The organism is Burkholderia anthina (assembly GCF_902498995.1).
Classification (GTDB): domain Bacteria; phylum Pseudomonadota; class Gammaproteobacteria; order Burkholderiales; family Burkholderiaceae; genus Burkholderia; species Burkholderia anthina.
In genome coordinates this window covers 1-18,558 of record NZ_CABVLY010000051.1, presented here as the reverse complement: position 1 = coordinate 18,558, position 18,558 = coordinate 1, and the positions used below count along the sequence as shown (strand labels likewise).

18 protein-coding genes and 1 pseudogene are annotated in these 18,558 nt (G+C 67.3%); 9 read left to right on the top strand and 10 right to left on the bottom strand.

Translation table 11 applies throughout. The features are described 5' to 3' along the window. The 4 genes and pseudogenes from BME24068_RS35220 to BME24068_RS34485 form a co-directional block, all read right to left on the bottom strand. Positions 1–353, bottom strand: a pseudogene (locus BME24068_RS35220) (collagen-like triple helix repeat-containing protein); the annotation flags it as partial. Positions 354–976: 623 nt separating this feature from the next. Continuing rightward, positions 977–1,768: a DUF2182 domain-containing protein gene (locus BME24068_RS34495; protein WP_174928773.1), complete on the bottom strand. Its 792-nt coding sequence runs from the start codon at positions 1,766–1,768 to the stop codon at positions 977–979. Then, a complete protein-coding gene (locus tag BME24068_RS34490; RefSeq protein ID WP_096499512.1) occupies positions 1,765–2,409 on the bottom strand; it encodes a DUF1326 domain-containing protein in 645 nt (214 codons plus the stop codon). The genes BME24068_RS34495 and BME24068_RS34490 overlap by 4 nt, the downstream gene beginning before the upstream one ends. A gap of 203 nt (positions 2,410–2,612) precedes the next feature. Then, positions 2,613–2,861 carry a hypothetical protein gene (locus BME24068_RS34485; RefSeq protein WP_096499514.1) on the bottom strand — a complete coding sequence of 83 codons (249 nt, stop codon included), beginning with the start codon at positions 2,859–2,861 and terminating at the stop codon, positions 2,613–2,615. 137 nt (positions 2,862–2,998) lie between these two features. Between BME24068_RS34485 and BME24068_RS34480 the strand changes: the two genes are divergently transcribed. Further along, positions 2,999–3,394: a hypothetical protein gene (locus BME24068_RS34480; RefSeq protein WP_174928772.1), complete on the top strand. Its 396-nt coding sequence runs from the start codon at positions 2,999–3,001 to the stop codon at positions 3,392–3,394. Positions 3,395–3,408: 14 nt separating this feature from the next. Here BME24068_RS34480 and BME24068_RS34475 read toward each other — a convergent pair whose 3' ends face one another. The 5 genes from BME24068_RS34475 to BME24068_RS34455 form a co-directional block, all read right to left on the bottom strand. After that, complete coding sequence (locus BME24068_RS34475; RefSeq protein WP_174928771.1) at positions 3,409–3,939, bottom strand: acyltransferase; 531 nt, start codon at positions 3,937–3,939, stop codon at positions 3,409–3,411. 2 nt (positions 3,940–3,941) lie between these two features. Then, on the bottom strand, positions 3,942–4,904 hold the full coding sequence (locus BME24068_RS34470) for an electron transfer flavoprotein subunit alpha/FixB family protein (protein ID WP_174928770.1): 963 nt from the start codon (positions 4,902–4,904) through the stop codon (positions 3,942–3,944). Positions 4,905–4,921: 17 nt separating this feature from the next. Beyond that, positions 4,922–5,671: an electron transfer flavoprotein subunit beta/FixA family protein gene (locus BME24068_RS34465; protein ID WP_174928769.1), complete on the bottom strand. Its 750-nt coding sequence runs from the start codon at positions 5,669–5,671 to the stop codon at positions 4,922–4,924. Positions 5,672–5,709: 38 nt separating this feature from the next. Next, a complete protein-coding gene (locus BME24068_RS34460) occupies positions 5,710–6,498 on the bottom strand; it encodes an SDR family NAD(P)-dependent oxidoreductase (protein WP_174928768.1) in 789 nt (262 codons plus the stop codon). A 62-nt stretch (positions 6,499–6,560) separates the two neighbouring features. After that, on the bottom strand, positions 6,561–7,397 hold the full coding sequence (locus BME24068_RS34455) for an alpha/beta fold hydrolase (protein ID WP_174928767.1): 837 nt from the start codon (positions 7,395–7,397) through the stop codon (positions 6,561–6,563). Between the two features lie 138 nt (positions 7,398–7,535). On the opposite strand from BME24068_RS34455, the gene BME24068_RS34450 reads away from it, so the two are divergent. The 6 genes from BME24068_RS34450 (at position 7,536) to dmpG (ending at position 14,327) form a co-directional block, all read left to right on the top strand. Beyond that, positions 7,536–8,315 carry an SDR family oxidoreductase gene (locus BME24068_RS34450; protein ID WP_174928766.1) on the top strand — a complete coding sequence of 260 codons (780 nt, stop codon included), beginning with the start codon at positions 7,536–7,538 and terminating at the stop codon, positions 8,313–8,315. A 179-nt stretch (positions 8,316–8,494) separates the two neighbouring features. Beyond that, positions 8,495–10,060, top strand: coding sequence for a DUF1302 domain-containing protein (locus BME24068_RS34445; RefSeq protein ID WP_174928765.1), 1,566 nt, complete (start codon positions 8,495–8,497; stop codon positions 10,058–10,060). Between the two features lie 41 nt (positions 10,061–10,101). Then, positions 10,102–11,484 (top strand): DUF1329 domain-containing protein, encoded by a 1,383-nt coding sequence (locus BME24068_RS34440; protein WP_174928764.1) that lies wholly within the window; start codon positions 10,102–10,104, stop codon positions 11,482–11,484. Between the two features lie 99 nt (positions 11,485–11,583). Next, complete coding sequence (gene dmpE, locus BME24068_RS34435) at positions 11,584–12,366, top strand: 2-oxopent-4-enoate hydratase (protein ID WP_174928763.1); 783 nt, start codon at positions 11,584–11,586, stop codon at positions 12,364–12,366. A gap of 13 nt (positions 12,367–12,379) precedes the next feature. Then, on the top strand, positions 12,380–13,279 hold the full coding sequence (locus BME24068_RS34430; protein ID WP_096499534.1) for an acetaldehyde dehydrogenase (acetylating): 900 nt from the start codon (positions 12,380–12,382) through the stop codon (positions 13,277–13,279). Positions 13,280–13,295: 16 nt separating this feature from the next. Next, positions 13,296–14,327 carry a 4-hydroxy-2-oxovalerate aldolase gene (gene dmpG / locus BME24068_RS34425; protein ID WP_174928762.1) on the top strand — a complete coding sequence of 344 codons (1,032 nt, stop codon included), beginning with the start codon at positions 13,296–13,298 and terminating at the stop codon, positions 14,325–14,327. 160 nt (positions 14,328–14,487) lie between these two features. On the opposite strand, the gene BME24068_RS34420 is transcribed toward dmpG, so the two are convergent. Further along, on the bottom strand, positions 14,488–14,919 hold the full coding sequence (locus BME24068_RS34420) for an HU family DNA-binding protein (protein ID WP_478209916.1): 432 nt from the start codon (positions 14,917–14,919) through the stop codon (positions 14,488–14,490). A 388-nt stretch (positions 14,920–15,307) separates the two neighbouring features. Between BME24068_RS34420 and BME24068_RS34415 the strand changes: the two genes are divergently transcribed. Beyond that, complete coding sequence (locus tag BME24068_RS34415; RefSeq protein WP_174928761.1) at positions 15,308–16,384, top strand: porin; 1,077 nt, start codon at positions 15,308–15,310, stop codon at positions 16,382–16,384. Positions 16,385–17,033: 649 nt separating this feature from the next. Beyond that, on the top strand, positions 17,034–18,422 hold the full coding sequence (locus BME24068_RS34410) for an MFS transporter (RefSeq protein ID WP_174928760.1): 1,389 nt from the start codon (positions 17,034–17,036) through the stop codon (positions 18,420–18,422). The last annotated feature ends 136 nt before the right edge of the window (positions 18,423–18,558 follow it).

Sequence of the window (18,558 nt, the reverse complement as noted above, 5' to 3'; positions counted from 1 at the left end):
CCGCTCGTGCCGCTCGTGCCGCTCGTGCCGCTCGTGCCGCTCGTGCCGCTCGTGCCGCTCGTGCCGCTCGTGCCGCTTGTGCCGCTTGTGCCGCTTGTGCCGCTTGTGCCGCTTGTGCCGCTTGTGCCGCTTGTGCCGCTCGTCCCACTCGTGCCGCTCGTCCCACTCGTGCCGCTCGTCCCACTCGTGCCGCTCGTCCCGCTCGTCCCGCTCGTCCCGCTCGTCCCGCTTGTGCCGATGTTATTACCGGCCACGGCCGGCGCGGTGATGTCGCCGCCGCCGCACGCAGCCAGCGTACAAGCTACGGCGATCGCGGCAAGCGCAACGCCGGTTCTGGTGAAATGGTGGTGCATGGATGCCCCCGTCGGTTTTTCAGATCGATGCGTTCGACAAGCATCTCCCGTGCCACCCTGGTCGGCATCGATGCCATCCCGCGATTGCTGCGCACCGGGCCCCGCCGGCGGCCGTCCTTGCGCGGGACGTGCGGCATGCGAGCCGAAATCCGCCGGTTCGGCCGGCCTCGCATCGCGCCCGACGTTCACGTAACACGAGGGCATGTTACGTAGCATCGGCACGAAACTCCGACGCCCCCTCCAATCGGGTCGCATCGAACGTCATAGGCTCGACGGTCATTCGCGTGACGAATCGGGGCAGCGCAATGCTCGCGCTCGCGAAAGCGTCGTCACGCCCGCGGCCTCCCCTGGCCACGTGACGGCCGCGTCGCCATCCCGTGCGCGGCGTCGATGCGTATCACTTCGGCATCGGTCAGTGCGGCATCCGGCCGCCGACATCTTCATGTCGCCCATGTCCATGTTCGACATGCCGCCGGCCGCACAGGCCGGCATCGCAACGATCGTCATTGCACCGACGGCAGCGGCCGCAACGCACCGGATCTCCGTCGACAAGCTCCCGGACGAGCCGCGGATACGTTCGTGACTACCGGGGCCCGCACCTGCACCGCGGCATGAACGCCCCGCTACACGAGCAGCGTCGCGACGGCCCACGTCATCAGCACGACACCCAGCGCGCGGCCGATACGCTCGCCGCCCGGCAGCACCTTTTCGGCGAGCACGAACAGCGACAACGCGACGATCCACACGACGTTCATCACGCCGCCGACGAACAGCAGCGCCATCAACAGCCAGCAACACCCGACGCAATATGCGCCGTGGCGCATGCCGAGCAGGAAACTGCCCGACACGCCGGGGCGCCAGTACGTAGTGAGAAACCGCACCGGCGACCGGCATTGCCGCAGGCATGCCTGTTTCAGCGGCGAGAACTGGTAGATGCCGGCCAGCGCGAGGACGAACGCCGACAGCGCGGCGCTCTTCGACCACAGCATCATCCCCGAGATCAGGCCGGCGGGCTGCAGCAGCATCTGAAGCACGGCCGCGCCGACCGAAAAAACGAGCCAGGCAGCCAGATAGCCGGCCAGCAAAAACGCCGACGTGAGCGCCGAACCGGCACCCTGCGCACCGCGATGCCGCAGCACGCGCCGGTACAGCAGCACCAGCGGCACGGCACCGGGCGTCATCATCGCGGTCATCATCACCCACCACATCAGGATCACGGTCGGCAGCGGCGGATCCATGGTGCCCATGGCGCCGGCGAGCCGATGCGGGAACAGCGCGACCGTCGTCATGTCCAGCGCCGACATGCCGGTTCCGGCGCCCGACCAAAGATAAGCCCAGCACGCGCCGACGAGCGCGGCCATGCCGAGCAGCGTGACGACGCGCTCACGCCCGAGAAAATCGCCGACGGGGTTCATGCCATCGCGCGATGCCGGACGACCCCGTGATTGTTCAGGTGCAGTCGCGCGAACTGCGCATAGGTCCGCTCGAAGTCCAGTTCGATGTGGCCGTGCGAGTGGCCGGTGCCCGAGCCGATCTCGGCCAGCTCGTATTCGAAACCGCCCGGCAGGTCGATCCGCACGCGATGTTCGGCCCCCGTCACCGGATTGACGATCGGTTCGCCGACGACGTCGAGCACGCCGTCCACGTGAATCTGGCCGCGCCGCGCATCGACATCGACGTCGAAATCGATCTTCGCGAAGATCGGATCGAATGCCTGTTCGAGCGTCGACGCAAACACCGAGAACATCGTCGCGAACGGATCGGTATCCTGACCGGTCATGATCTTCAGCACGGCATCGCACTGCGCCGGATCGGCGCGCTCGTCGACGATCGGCTGGCATTTGCCGTGGCCCTCGTGCACCGCGCCCGGCCACTTGAACACGACCGCGATCCTGACGCCGTCGAGCACCACGTCGCCGTAGTGGCCGCTGTCGATCGAAATCGCCCCCATCGCCTGGCAATGGCCGTTCGTCGGCAGCGCATTGAACTGGCACGGGCAACCATATGAGCAATTGCAGTTCATCAGCTCGGTTCCCTGAATCTCCCACGGCGTCATGGCGTCACCTCGCACGGTCGGCGATAGGTATCACGCTTCGAATCTAGTGCACCACACGGGGAAAGCAAGGCGCGCGCGTGGATGAGGGTGCACGCGGGCAACGGCGTGCTGCCGAGGCTGATCGCTGCGCGCGATCTCGCGGCGCTGTCGCTCGCGATCGTGCAGGACAGGCCGGCGCCGGTGCGTACGCAGCAGGCGTGCCGTTATCCGGTTTTTTTCGGCGAACGCGCGACGGTGAACCATCCCATCACCGCACCCGCGACCCACGCGCAGGTCAGCATCAGGTCGAAGTCCATCATCCCTTCGAAATTCGCGCTGTTCTCGAAGCTGCAACGCTGACGGCCGAGGAATACGATGCAGCCGCTGACGACCCACTGGACATGCATGAATACGTGATAGACGGCGAAAGCCGACGTGATGATGGCGATGCGCAGGCGTATATTCGTTTTCATTCGGCGCCGGAGGCGGTAGGCTGGTCTGACGCCGATCTTATGACAACGATGCCGCATCAGGCAATCGATCGCGCACGGATGCAACGAGCCCCATGTGCGGCATCGAATCGCCATCGGCATAAACCCCGAGAGAATCGATGACCGAACCTCACACGATCGCGCTGATCGTCGATCCGGAATGCGGCGAGCGGATTCGCGAAGTCGCCGCTGGCGTTCGGCACACGTGGGTCGTGACGAGCGACGTGAACGACGCGGTCGTCGAGCGGATCTGGCGCGAATCGCGCCTTGCACGCACGTTCGGCGCCGAAGGCGGTGTCACGAGGTTCGATCGCCACGGCGACGATCCGGCAGGCTGGTGCGATTCGATACTCGATGCGATCGAGGACCACCACGGCAGCCTTACCCGGCAGCACGGATACACGGCGCTCGATGTCCGTGGCGTCGCGCTTTCGGCCCGGCTTCGTTCGGCGCTCGTCGAATGCGGCTTTTCCGTCTTCACGCCGACGAACGAAGGCTTTGTCGCCGGCAAGTGACGACGTGCCCGCGCTTACGCTTCGTCGATCCGCGTGAGCGTCTTCAGACAATCCACCGCCAACTGCTGATACACCCGCGTACCGTTCGCCTTCGCGGCGATCTCCGCGTCGCTCAGCCGTCGCACCACGCGCCCCGGCACCCCCGCGAGCAGCACGCCCGCCGGCACGGCGTAACCGGCCTTCACGAACGCACACGCTGCGACGATCGTCGTCGCCCCGATCGTCGCGCCGTCCATCACGACCGCGTTCATCCCGATCATCGTGTCCGGTTCGAGCGTCGCGCCGTGCACGATCGCGCCGTGGCCGACGTGGCTGTTCACGCCGAGCCGGCACGTCTCGCCGATGCCGACGTGCAGCACGCAGCCGTCCTGCACATTGCTGCCCGCCTCGACGACGATCGCGCCGAAATCGCCGCGCAGGCTCGCATGCGGACCGATGTAGTAGCCCGCGCCGATCGTCACGTCACCGATCACGACCGCGCTCGGATGCACGTACGCGGACGGATCGACGCGCGGACGCATCCCGTTGAATTCGAACAGCGGCATCGTCACAGCACCGCGGCCGCTTCGGGCACGAGCGTGAACAGGTCGCCGACCACCCCGTAATCGGCCACGCTGAAGATCGGCGCGTCCGGATCCTTGTTGATCGCGACGATCACCTTCGAATCCTTCATGCCGGCCAGGTGCTGGATCGCGCCTGAAATGCCGACCGCGATGTACAGCTGCGGCGCGACGATCTTGCCGGTCTGGCCGACCTGGTAGTCGTTCGGCACGTAGCCGGCGTCGACCGCGGCGCGCGACGCGCCGAGTGCTGCCTGAAGCTTGTCCGCCAGCGGCTCCAGCACCTTCGTGTAGTTCTCGCCGCTACCAAGGCCCCGGCCGCCCGACACGATGATGTTCGCGCTGGTGAGTTCCGGGCGGTCGAGCTTCGTCACTTCCCGGCTGATGAACTGCGATACGCGCGCATCGGCTGCCGCTTCGATCTTCTCGACGGCGGCGCTGCCGCCGTCCGCCGAAACCGGATCGAAACCCGTCGCGCGCACCGTGACGACCTTGACCGGATCGGTCGATTGCACCGTCGCGATCGCATTGCCCGCGTAAATCGGGCGCTCGAACGTATCGGCCGACACGACCGCCGTGATCTCGGAGATCTGCGCGACATCCAGCTTCGCGGCGATGCGCGGCGCGATGTTCTTGCCGTAGGCCGTCGCCGGCACAACGATGTGCGAATAGTTTGCCGCGATGGTCAGCACCGTCGCTTCGACGTTCTCGGCGAGGCCGTCCGCGAGCTGCGGCGCATCGGCGAGCAGCACCTTGGCGACACCCGTGATCTTCGCTGCCGCATCGGCTGCCGCCTGCGCGTGATGGCCGGCCACCAGCACGTGAATGTCCCCGCCGCCGAATGTGCCCACTTCGGCCGCCGCCGCCACCGTGTTCAGCGTCGCGGCCCTGATCGGCGAAGCGCCGCCCGCCGATGCCGCGTCGTGCTCGGCAATTACCAGAATCGTCATGTCCTTCCGCTCCCCTGTCACAGCACCTTGGCTTCGGTCTTCAGCTTCTCGACCAGCGTCTTCACGTCCGGCACCTTCACGCCGGCCGCCCGCTTCGGCGGCTCCACCACCTTCAGCGTCTTCAGACGTGGCGCGACATCCACGCCGAGATCCGCCGGCTTCACCGTTTCCAGCGGCTTCTTCTTCGCCTTCATGATGTTCGGCAGCGTCACATAACGCGGCTCGTTCAGGCGCAGGTCGGTGGTGACGACCGCGGGCAGTTGCAGCGACAGCGTTTCCGCGCCGCCGTCGACTTCGCGTGCAACAGTCGCCTTGCCGTCGGCGATCGTCACCTTCGATGCGAACGTCGCTTGCGGCAGGCCCGCCAGCGCGGCCAGCATCTGGCCGGTCTGGTTCGAATCGTCGTCGATCGCCTGCTTGCCGAGAATCACCAGTTGCGGCTGCTCCCTGTCGACCAGCGCCTTCAGCACCTTCGCGACGCCGAGCGGTTCCACGCCGTCGTTCGACTCGACGAGGATCGCGCGATCCGCACCGATCGCCAGCGCCGTGCGCAGCGTTTCCTGCGCCTGCGCGACACCGACCGACACGGCCACCACCTCCGTCACGACACCGGCCTCCTTCAGCCGCACGGCCTCTTCCACCGCGATTTCGTCGAACGGGTTCATCGACATCTTCACGTTCGCGATGTCGACGCCCGTGCGGTCGGACTTCACGCCGACCTTCACGTTGGCATCGACCACGCGCTTCACTGCCACGAGCACTTTCAACGGCCTGTCTCCTGTTTCGTTGCAACGGCCGCGGCGCGTCAGCGCGCGGTATACCCGCCGTCGATCACCAGCTCCGCCCCCGTCACGTAGCGGCCCGCCGGCGACACGAGATACAGGATGCCGGCCGCGATGTCGCGCGGGCTGCCGATCTTCGCCATCGGCACGTGGGTCTGCATGTATTCGAACGCGCGGTCGGGGTCCTGGCCCATCTGGCGGAACGCGTCCTCGAGCATCGGCGTGCGGATGTAGCCGGGATGCACCGAGTTCGCGCGGATGTTCTTCGCCGCATACAGCATCGCGTCGACCTTCGCCATCATCCGCACGGCCGCTTTCGATGCGTGATACGCAGGCACGTCGGGGCCGCCGACGATCCCGTACATCGACGACAGGTTCACGATCGAGCCGCCGCCGGCCGCCTCGATGTGCGGAATCGCCGCGCGCGTGCACAGGAACACGCCGTTGACGTTCACGTCCTGCACGCGCTGCCATTGCGCGAGCGTGAGCGCGTGCGTCGGCACGTTGTGTCCTTCGATGCCCGCGTTGTTCACGAGCACGTCGAGGCGTCCGAAGCGCGCGACGATCTCGCCGAACACGCGCGACACGTCGGCCTCGTGCGTGACGTCGAGCGACCAGAACGCCGCCTGGCCGCCCTGTGCGCGAATCTCCCCGACGAGCGCTTCCGCCGGTTGCGACAGCACGTCGAGAATCGCGACGCTCGCGCCGGCCGCGGCCAGCGTGCGGGCCGTTTCGGCGCCGATGCCGCGCGCGCCGCCGGTGATCGCGGCCACCTTGCCGCGCAGGTCGAACAGTTCTTCGATGAGTTTCATCATGTCTCCGTGGATTCGGACGGGCCGGCCGCGTTCGGGCCGTCCGTCAGGGGCAGCTCGTGTTATCGGACGTTTTTCGTCGCGAGGAAATCGATGCATTCCCGATTGAAATAGGCCGCGTGCTCCACCATGACCCAGTGGCCGCAGCGGTTCATCAGCACGACGCGCGCGTCGCGGCAGCGTTCGACGAACTTCAGCGCACCGCCGACCGGGTTGAAGCGGTCGTCCGTGCCCCAGAAGCCGAGCACCGGGCAGCGCAGATCGGCGAGCGCGCCGGTCAGGTTCGGCACGCTCATCGTCGACAGCACTTCGGTCGGCTGCTCGACGCACACCTTCATCCGTTCGGCGACGAGCGCGTCGGTGACGATCGCCGGATCGTGCACGAGCAGCGTCAGCAGTTCGCGCATGGTGTCGTCATTCATCTGGCGATTAGTGAAGAGCTTCACCATCCGCTGGATGCCTTCCATCCGGAAGTACGTCTCGCGATCCTCGACGCCGCCCGGCGCCATCATGATCAGCCCGTCGACTGCGTCGGGATGGTCGAGTGCGTATTTCAGCGCGATCGCGCCGCCGAGCGAGTTGCCGAGCAGCACGGCCGGCCCGATGCCGAGCGCGGTGAGCTGCGCGTGCAGCGCGCCGACGAAGAAATCGAGCGTATAGGCGACGTCGGACGGCTTCGACGACTGCCCGTAGCCCGGCAGGTCGACGACGATCGCGCGATGGCCGGCGGCCGCGAACGCGGCGTAGTTGTGCTTGAAATTGCTGAAACCGCTGGCGCCCGGGCCGCTGCCGTGGATGAACACCACCGGGCGGCCCTCGCCCGCCTCGAAATGGTGCAGGCGCAGGCCGCCCGGTACGTCGGTGAAGATGCCGGCCGGCGGCGTCGTGGGGGTCGTCATCGCGGATTGTCTCCTTCGTCGGTCGATGGATGCCTGCCACGATGATTGCGCCGCCGCCGCCGGCCGGCATCATCCTTTCAGACTACGAAGCCGCGCGCGCTTCTTCCTATCATCGGCCCACCGAAACGGAGGCAGACGATGAACGGATTCGACTACAGCGGCAAGACGGTGCTCGTGACGGGCGGCACCAAGGGCATCGGGCGGCGCATCGCCGAGCGCTTTCTCATGGCGGGCGCGCGCGTGTTCGTCTGCGGGCGCGGCGCGCCCGCCACCCCGCCCGCGGCCGGCGGCCGCACGGCGACCTTCATCGCCGCCGACCTGCGCGACGTCGAACAGGTCGACGCGATGCTCGCCGCGATCCGCGCGGCGGCCGGCGACCTCGACGTGCTCGTCAACAACGCGGGCGGCTCGCCGTTCGCACTCGCGGCCGATGCGTCGCCGCGCTTCACCGAATCGATCGTGCGGCTGAACCTGATCGCGCCGCTGCAGCTCGCGCAACGCGTGAACGCGATCATGCAGCCGCAGCCGCACGGCGGCGTGCTGCTGTTCATCGCCAGCGTCAGCGCCTCGCGGCCGTCGCCCGGCACCGCGGCCTACGGCGCCGCGAAGGCCGGCCTCGTCAATGCGGTCACGTCGCTCGCGGTCGAATGGGCGCCGCGCGTGCGCGTGTGCGCGATCAGCCCGAGTCTCGTGCAGACGGAATCCGCGACCGAAGGCCACTACGGCGACGACGATGCGCTGGATGCGATCCGCGCGACGATTCCGGCCGGGCGGCTCGCCACGCCCGACGACGTCGCGTCGGCGTGCCTGTTCCTCGCGTCGCCCGATGCGTCGTATGCATCCGGCGCGAACCTGCGGCTCGACGGCGGCGGCGAACGGCCGGCGTTTCTTTCGGCGGCGCGGACGGACGCGCGATAACGCGCGCGGCGCGCGCGGCGCGAGCGGCACAAGCGTGCCCCCGCGACATCATGCGAATCGTTTCCAGTCCTAGGGAAGTCATCTAGTTCATTTTGACGATTCCCTGCTACCGCGATCTCCCTACTCTGCCTCTCACGACAACCACAGTCGACCGTCGTCGATACCCCAGAGGAGACACCATGCATCAACGGATTTCGCGCCGTACCGACAAGCGGGCCACCGCCGCGCTGTCGACGCTGGCCGCCGCGCTGCTGACGTGCGCCGTTCCCGACGCGCATGCCGGCAGCACGATCGACCTAGGCGCCGACACGACGCTGGACTACACGTTCACGCTCAGCTACGGGCTCGGCATGCGCACGCGTGCGCCGAGCGGCAATCTGCTGACGCCCGCGAACATCAACGGCGACGACGGCGACCGCAACTTCGCGAAGAACAAGCTGATCGAGAACCAGGTCAGCCTGCTCGGCGAAGTGAACCTGAAGCACGACGACTGGGGTGTGTTCGTCCGCGCGGACACGTTCTACGACCAGGCCTATCACCGCCCGAACTACAACGACGCGCCGGGCACCGTGAACCAGTCGGGGCAGTACAACAACTTCACGAGCGATGCGCGCTACTGGTCGGGCGGCCACACGACGCTGCTCGCCGCGTATGCGTACAACACCTTCCGCATCGGGCCGACGAGCCTGAACGTGAAGGTCGGCGACCAGGTGGTCGCATGGGGCGAAAGCCTGTTCTTCCCGAACATCGCGGGCGCGCAGGGGCCGTCCGACGCGACCAAGTCGTACATGGCGGGCGCCGAGGTGAAGGACATCCTGCTGCCGGTGCCGCAGATCTCGACGCAATGGCAGATCACGCCGAACTTCAGCGTGCTCGGCTACTACCAGTTCGCGTTCCAGCAGAACAGGCTGACCGCGCCCGGCACGTACTGGAGCTACTCCGACGTCACGGGCCCCGGCGCGCAATTCATCATCGGCCCGGGCGGCATGCTGATTCCGCGCGGCCCCGACGAGAAGCCGAGCGCGAGCAACCAGTGGGGGATCGGCGCGCGCTTTCGCGTGCTCGGCGACACCGAGCTCGGCCTGTACTACCTGCATTACAACGACATGAACCCGAGCGTCGTCACGACCTACTTCCCGACGCTCCAGTACCAGCAAACCTATTTCAGCAACATCAAGCTGACCGGCGCGAGCTTCTCGACGCAGGTCGGCCCCGTGAACGTCGCGGGCGAAGTGTCGTACCGCCAGGGCGCGGCCGTGCTGGTGAACACGCCGACCGGCCCGCAGTCGACGCGCGCGAACGTGCTGCAGACCAACCTGTCCGGCATCTACTCGATCGGGCCGAGCTTCCTCGCGAACTCGCAGTCGCTGATCGGCGAACTGACGTACGTGCATGCGGGCAGCATCTCCGAGCTCGACGGCTCGACCACGCTCGCCAACTCGCGCAACGCGCTCGCGATGGAGATCGCGTGGACGCTCAGCTACAAGAACGTGTTCAACGGCTGGGATCTCGACGTGCCGCTGACCTACACGCACGACCTGACCGGCACGTCGCCGCTCGCGGGCGCGCTCGGCTCGCTGACGGGCCAGGGCGATCACCGCGTGACGGCCGGCGTGACCTTCACGCGACTGAGCAACCTGCAGTTGTCGCTCGTCTACGCCAAGTTCCTCGGTTCGCCCAACCCGGTCACGCGTCCGCTGTCGGATCGCGACTACGTGCTCGCCACGGCGACCTACCACTTCTGAGCGGCCCGGCCGCTCGTCACTCAGCAAGAAGAGGATTTGTCATGAAACGAACTCGTCTCCCCCTCCTGCGCGCGACCGTGATGGCCGCGTGCGCGCTCGTCGCGACGGCATCGTTCCCGAAGGTCACGCCGGACGACCTGAAGGCGCTCGACGGCCCGCTCACGCCGATGGGCGCGGTACGCGCCGCGAGCAAGGACAGCGGCGTGCCGGAGTGGTCGGGCAAGTGGCTCGGCACGCCGCCCGACGTGCAGTACAAGCGCGGCGGCCGCTACCCCGATCCGTTCGCGAACGAGAAGCCGGTCGCGACGATCACCGCCGAAAACATGGCGCAGTATGCCGAGCACCTGACCGACGGCCAGAAGGCGATGTTCAAGCGCTATCCGGCGACGTTCAAGCTCAACGTCTACCCGAGCCATCGCGACTTCCGCTACGCGGATTCGGTCTACAAGGACATCCGCGCATATGCGCCCGACTCGACGATGACGGCCGACGCGAACGGGCTGACCAACGCGCCGCCGCAGGTGCCCTACCCGATTCCGAAGACGGCCGCCGAGCTGCTGTGGAACCAGCGCTTCTCGTCGGCGATCGGCACCGAGCAGGCGACCTACGACCAGGCGGTCGTGTATTCCGACGGCAACATCGCGTGGGGCAAGGTGCGCTACGACATCTACTCGCCGCGCAACGTCGGCAAGTACGACGTGAAGAGCGACCTGAACAACCGCACGTTCTACCGCAACGCGACGGAGCTGCCGCTGTCCGACCGCGGCTCGCTGATCGTCGGCTTCACGAACTGGGACAAGGCCGGCGCGGACAACTCGTCGCGCACGTGGATGTACAACCCCGGCACGCGGCGCGTGCGCCAGGCACCGGAATACGGCTACGACCAGCCGCAGGGCCCGGGCGGCTTCCGCACCGTCGACGACGACCGCCTGTACAACGGCCCCGGCGACCGCTACGACTGGAAGATCGTCGGCAAGCGCGAGATCTACGTGCCGTACGACGACTACAAGGCGATGGACAGCGCGGTGAAGTACGCGGACCTGCTGACCAAGGGTCACGAGAACCCGGCGACCATCCGCTACGAGCTGCATCGCGTGTGGGTGCTGCAGGCGACGCTGAAGAGCGGCTATCGCCACCAGTATGCGAAGCGCGTGCTGTACATCGACGAGGATTCGTGGATGACGCTGCTCGCCGACAACTACGACGCGCGCGGCCAGCTGTGGCGCACCAACGTCGCGACGACGCTGTACGCGTATGACGCGAAGACGTTCTACCCGGGCGCCGTGTTCTTCCACGACCTGATCTCCGGCGCGTACATGGCCGACCGCCTGACCAACGAAGGGCCGATGCCGAAGCTCGACAGCAGCTCGCAGTTCACCGAGGCGTACTTCTCGCCGGACGCGATCCGCAGTTCGGGTAACTAAACGAGCGGCGCGGCACGCCCGCGCCCCGGCGCGCCGGAGCCTCGCTCCGGCGCACGACGCCGCCCGATGCGGCGGCCTGTTCCATTCGAGGGCCCTACCATGTCCAACCGCTTGCACGCGACGCTCGGCGACGAGCTGTACGCCGCGTGGCATTCCCGCGCGCCGGTCGCGCCGCTGTCGGCGCGGCCGCGCCGGCTGTCCCTCGACGATGCGTACCGGATCCAGCAACGCTTCATCGAACGCCGCGTCGAGCGCGGCGAATCGGTGGTCGGCAAGAAGATCGGCGTGACGAGCCAGGCCGTGCAGGACATGCTGAACGTGCGCCAGCCCGATTTCGGCATCCTGCTGTCCGGCATGCACTACGCGGCCGGCGAGGCGATCTCCACCGCGTCGCTGATCGCGCCGCGCGCCGAAGGCGAGATCGCATTCATCCTGTCGCGCGACCTGCGCGGCCCCGGCATCGACCGCACCGATGTGATCGCCGCGACCGCCGCCGTCGCACCCTGCTTCGAGATCGTCGATTCGCGCATCCGCGACTGGGCGATCCGCATCGAGGACACCGTCGCCGACAACGCATCGTGCGGCGTGTACGTGCTCGGCGACGCGCGCGTCGACCCGCGCACGCTCGACCTCGCCGCGTGCGAGATGACGATCGACAAGAACGGCGAGCGCGTCGCGCAAGGCCGCGGCGATGCCGCGCTCGGCCACCCCGCCGACGCGGTCGCGTGGCTCGCGAACACGTTAGCCGAATACGACGTGCCGCTGCTCGCCGGCGAGATCGTGCTGTCCGGCTCGCTCGCGAAACTGATTCCGGTCACGGCCGGCGACGCGCTGTCGATGCACATCGCCGGCATCGGCGGGTGCGACGTCCGCTTTATCTAAAGGAACCAAGCTGATGAAGAAAATCAAATGCGCACTGATCGGGCCGGGCAACATCGGCACCGACCTGCTGGTCAAGCTGCGCCGCTCGCCGGTGCTCGAACCCGTATGGATGGTCGGCGTCGACCCGGCGTCCGACGGCCTCGCACGCGCGCGCGAATTCGGTCTGAAGACCACCGACCGCGGCGTCGACGGGCTGCTGCCGCACGTTGCCGACGACGAGATCCGCATCGCGTTCGACGCGACGTCGGCCTACGTGCATCGCGACAACTCCGACAAGCTCACCGCGCTCGGCGTGAAGATGATCGACCTGACACCCGCGGCGATCGGGCCGTATTGCGTGCCGCCGGTGAACCTCGACGCGCACCTCGGCAGCGCGCAGATGAACGTGAACATGGTGACCTGCGGCGGCCAGGCGACGATCCCGATGGTGTACGCGGTGTCGCGCGTGCAGCCGGTCGCGTACGGCGAGATCGTCGCGACCGTGTCGTCGCGCTCGGTCGGCCCCGGCACGCGCAAGAACATCGACGAATTCACGCGCACGACGTCCGGCGCGATCGAACAGGTCGGCGGCGCACGCAAGGGCAAGGCGATCATCGTGATCAACCCGGCCGAACCGCCGCTGATCATGCGCGACACGATCCACTGCCTGACCGACGGCCCGCCGGACGTCGATGCGATCACCGCGTCGGTGCATGCGATGGTCAAGGAAGTGCAGCGCTACGTGCCGGGCTACACGCTGAAGAACGGCCCGGTGTTCGACGGCAATCGCGTATCGGTGTTCATGGAAGTCGAAGGACTCGGCGATTACCTGCCGAAATATGCGGGCAACCTCGACATCATGACCGCCGCCGCGGCCGCCACGGCCGAGCGTTTCGCCGAACAGATGCTGGCCGCGACGGCCGCCACCGCTTGAGTCGAGGAGTCACACGATGTCACTTGCAGGCAAGAAGATCACCGTCCACGACATGTCGTTGCGCGACGGCATGCACCCGAAGCGTCACCAGATCACGCTCGACCAGATGCGCGACATCGCGCGCGGGCTCGATGCGGCCGGCGTGCCGCTGATCGAGGTCACGCACGGCGACGGGCTCGGCGGCGCTTCGGTCAACTACGGTTTTCCGGCGCATACCGACGAGGCGTACCTGAGCGCCGTGATTCCGGAGCTGAAGCAGGCGAAGGTGTCGGCACTGCTGCTGCCCGGCATCGGCACCGTCGAGCATCTGCGCATGGCGCACGCGCTCGGCGTCGGCACGATCCGCGTCGCAACGCACTGCACCGAGGCCGACGTGTCGGAACAGCACATCGGTCTCGCGCGCACGCTCGGGCTCGATACGGTCGGCTTCCTGATGATGGCGCACATGTCGTCTCCCGAACAGCTCGTCGTGCAGGCGAAGCTGATGGAATCGTACGGCGCGAACTGCATCTACATCACCGACTCGGCCGGCCACATGCTGCCCGACGACGTGACCGCGCGAATCGGCCAGGTGCGCGCCGCGCTGAAGCCGGAGACGGAACTCGGCTTCCACGGCCACCACAACCTCGCGATGGGCGTGGCCAACTCGGTCGCGGCGGTCGCGGCCGGCGCGAACCGGATCGATGCGGCCGCGGCCGGCCTCGGCGCGGGCGCGGGCAATACGCCGATGGAAGTGTTCGTCGCGGTGTGCGACCGGATGGGGATCGAGACGGGCGTCGACGTGTTCGCGATCTCCGACGTCGCCGAGGATCTCGTCGTGCCGATCATGGACGCCCCGATCCGCCTCGACCGCGATGCGCTGACGCTCGGCTATGCGGGCGTCTACTCGTCGTTCCTGCTGTTCGCGAAGCGGGCCGAGGCGAAGTACGGGATTCCGGCGCGCGACATTCTCGTCGAACTGGGCCGGCAGCGGCTCGTCGGCGGGCAGGAGGACATGATCGAGGATGCGGCGCTGACGATGGTGCGCGCCCGGGAGGTGACCGCCTGATCGTCCGGTCGATCGCCGGTCATGCGGGACGGGGCTCATGCCCCGTCCTTTTATCGAAGAACGGTGATCGCACCGTACTGTGCTTGCGTCGCCGCCGGCTGGTGACGTGTGACTGGTGACGTGCGACTGGCGACACACCCTGCCGCGAACCGTCGGCCGCTTACTTCCCGATCGTATTCACGGCACTCTTGAATGCAGTACCCGCGGTGAACTTGACGGTATTCACCGCCGCAATCCTGATTTCCTCTCCGGTCGACGGATTTCTGCCGATTCGGGCCGCGCGTTTCCCTTGCCTGAACGATCCGAAACCGACCAATTGAACGGCGTCGCCGGCCGCAACCGAGCCGACGATCGTATTGATGACCGCATCCACTGCTTCGGTGGCCGCGGCCCGGTTTAAACCGGTAGAAAAAACCACGGCGTCGACCAACCCTTGCTTGTTCATCAGTGTCTCCTGCGTCGAAGAAAAACCGGTATTCGCATTACCGGACTTGTTGTATTCGCGATGTCTTGCCGCACCTTGCACGGCGCGGCCCTGCAAGGCTGCCGCGCAATGGCGCGATGCGCGTCGTCCAGACGGACCGTGTGGCATCGATCGGGGCGGGTTTCTCAGGTATTGCTCGAGCGCGTCCAATCCGGAAAATGGTAAGTCTTCGCCCATACCGCAAACGCAAGAAATCCATCGCATAAACGATGTTGTATGAGCGTATACGCGGATATCGATCGGCATCACGACGCCCAATTCGAAGTTATACAACTTCGCGTATACGCATGATGCATTTCGTCCAATGGCTCATCAGAAACAACCTATTTACGATCCAGCATCGTTGTCATGAAACCATTCGAACGATGAAGTCGCGCGGTGCGATTCGACCGCAATCGCACGCGGCACCACCGCCCAATCGAGTCCCCCGTCTTACCCTCGGGCCATGCATCACGCGACGCCAGTCGGCCCGCCATCGATCAATACAGGAGACCCCATGAAGTCATTCGCTCGCCGTGCATCGCGCACGTCCGTCAAGCTGATCGCCGCAGCCGCCTGCGTGGCGGCCACCGCGCCCGTCTACGCGCAGTCGAGCGTGTCGCTCTACGGTCAGGTCGACGAATGGATCGGCGCGACCAAGTTTCCCGGCAGCGATCGCGCGTGGAACGTGGGCGGCGGCGGGATGTCGACGTCGTACTGGGGCATGCACGGCGCCGAGGATCTGGGCGGCGGCTACAAGGCGATCTTCACGCTGGAAAGCTTCTTCCGCGCGCAGAACGGCCAGTACGGCCGCTTCCAGGGCGACACGTTCTTCGCGCGCAACGCGTACGTCGGCATCGATTCGCCGTACGGCACGGTGACGGCGGGCCGTCTGACGACGCACCTGTTCCTGTCGACGATCCTGTTCAACCCGTTCTACGATTCGTACACCTTCTCGCCGATGGTGTATCACGTGTTCCTCGGTCTCGGCACGTATCCAACCTACCCGAGCGACCAGGGCGCGGTGGGCGATTCGGGCTGGAACAACGCGGTCGCGTATGCGTCGCCTTCGTTCGGTGGCCTGAACTTCGGCGCGATGTACGCGCTCGGTAACACCGCCGGCGACAACCGCTCGAAGAAATGGAGCGCGCAGTTCAACTACGCGAACGGCCCGTTCGCGGCAACGGCCACGTATCAGTATGTGAACTTCAACAACGGCCCGCAGGATCTGAGCGCGCTGGTGGCCGGCATGAAGAGCCAGGGCATCGCGCTGGTCGGTGCAACCTACGACCTGAAGGTCGTGAAGCTGTTCGGCCAGTACATGTACACGAAGAACGACCAGGTCGCGGGGAGCTGGCATGTGAACACCGCGCAGGGCGGCGTGTCGGTGCCGCTCGGCGTCGGCAACGCGATGGCGTCGTACGCATACTCGCGCGACGCGGGCGGCCTCGACCAGACGCGCCAGACCTGGGCCGTCGGCTACGACTATCCGCTGTCCAAGCGCACGGACGTCTACGCGGCGTACATGAACGACCACATCAGCGGCCTGTCGAACGGCAACACGTTCGGCGCAGGCATCCGCGCGAAGTTCTGATCGCGGAAATGCCGTGTGCCGGCATCGCGGTTCCGGCAGCCGGATGACAAGATGCGGAGCGTCGCGCTCCGCATTGTCATGTCGAAGCGCCCGGAGGAAACGGCCGAACGCATCGATGCACGCAGAACCGCCGCGACGAAATGTTGCCGCCGTCCACGACCCGCTCGGCGTCCGTTGCGTCGCTCGCGTCGTCGGACATCGGGAACTACGCCACGCGACCGATTTCCACCGGATCGCCGAGCCGGCCCGGCGTCGCCTGCACGGGCAACGCCAGCGCGCAGGTTCGCGTCGGGCACGGCGTCCCGGCGTGCTTCGGTCAGCGCGTCGATGCCGGTCCGGTCGGCAACGCGGCGCGCGTTGCGTCGGCAAGCGCGACGAATGCGTCGAGCCTGCCGCGCAGCACGACCGTATGCCGCAGCAGTAACGCCGCCGCTACGCTGCGATGCCGTCCCTCGATCGAGGCGACCCCGGCCGCTCCTTACGGCAAGCCTTCAGCAACGTCTGCGCAGGCGGGTCGAAGCCGATCCGAAAAGCGCCCCGACGCATACGGATACGCCGCTTGCGTGCCCGCTGCCCTCGCCCTGCTGACACCACGCTGGCAGCAGGCGGCGCTTAAGCTCGCAGGATCGCCCGTTCAGGAGTGCCGCCCATGCCCCCTACCGGAGCACTTTCCGCACTCGCCGGCCGTGTCGTCAAACGGCGCGGCGTGACCCTGCTGACGTTGTGCATCGCCGTGCTCGTCGCGCAGGTCGACACGGCCGTCGTCAATCTCGCGACGCGCGCGATCGGCACGTATTTCCATGCGGACGTCGGTGCGCTGCAATGGGTCGTCGACAGCTACAACCTCACGTACGCGGTGCTGCTGCTCACCGGCGGGCTGCTCGCCGATTTGCTGGGCCGGCGCCGCATCTTCATGGCCGGTACGGCCGTGTTCACCGTCGCGTCGCTGCTGTGCGCGCTCGCGCCGTCGGTGTCCGTGCTGATCGGCGCACGCGCGCTGGCCGGCGTCGGCGCGGCGCTGCTGCTGCCGGCGTCGCTCGCGATCGTGCGGATCGTGTGGCGCGATCCGGTCGAGCGCGGCCGCGCGCTCGGCATCTGGGCCGCGTGCAACGGCGTCGCGATGGCGCTCGGGCCGACCCTCGGCGGCGTGCTGATCCGGCATTTCGGCTGGCGCAGCATCTTCTTCGTGGTCGTGCCGCTGAGCGTCGCGGCGATGCTGCTCGCGGTCCCGGCCGTGCCCGAGTCGTCCGATCCGCGCGGCCGGCATTTCGACGGCGGCGCACAGGTCACCGGCGCGCTCGCGCTCGGCACGCTCGCGTATGCGGCGATCGTGTTCCGCGATTCGCCGGTCGCCAGTGCGGTCGCCGTCTGCGTCGCGATCGCGTCGTTCGCCGCCTTCATCGCGATCGAACGGCGCCACGGCGACGCCGCGCTCGTGCCGCTCGACATCTTCCGGCTCGGCGCGTTTCGCGGCGCGATCGCGGCGACCACCGCCATGACGTTCGGGATGTACGGCGTGCTGTTCCTGCTGCCGCTGACGTGGCAGAGCACCGGGCGCCTCGATGCGACCGGTGCGGGCCTCGCGCTGCTGCCGATGGCGCTCGTATTCGTCGTCGTGTCGCCGTGGTCGGGACGCTTGTCCGAGCGGGTCGGCACGCGCGTGACGACGGCCGGCGGCGTCGCCGTGATCGCGAGCGGGCTCGCGGTGATCGGCGCGTGGGCTGCGTCGCCGGGCCTGCCGGGCGCGGAAATCGGGCTTGCGTTGACGGGGCTCGGGATGGGAATCGCGACGGGGCCGCTGATGACGGTGGCCGTCGGCGCGGTGGACGCCGCACGCTCGGGCACCGCGAGCGCGCTCGTCAACGTCGCGCGGATGACCGGCGCGACGCTCGGGATCGCGGTGCTCGGCACGCTGTTCGCGGCGATGCATGGCGGTGCGGCGGGGTTGCGCGCGGCGATGTTCGCCGGTGCGGCGGTGCAACTGGCGGGGGCAGCCGGAGCAGCGGTCAGCGCGCAGCACGCGCGGCAGCCGGTGTAAGGATGCGTTGCCCGCCACGCGAGGGGTTGGCGCGAACCATGTGCGTCAGTAGCGGTCGGCGATTTGCCGATTTGCCGATTTGCCGATTTGCCGATTTGCCGATTTGCCGATTTGCCGATTTGCCGATTTGCCGATT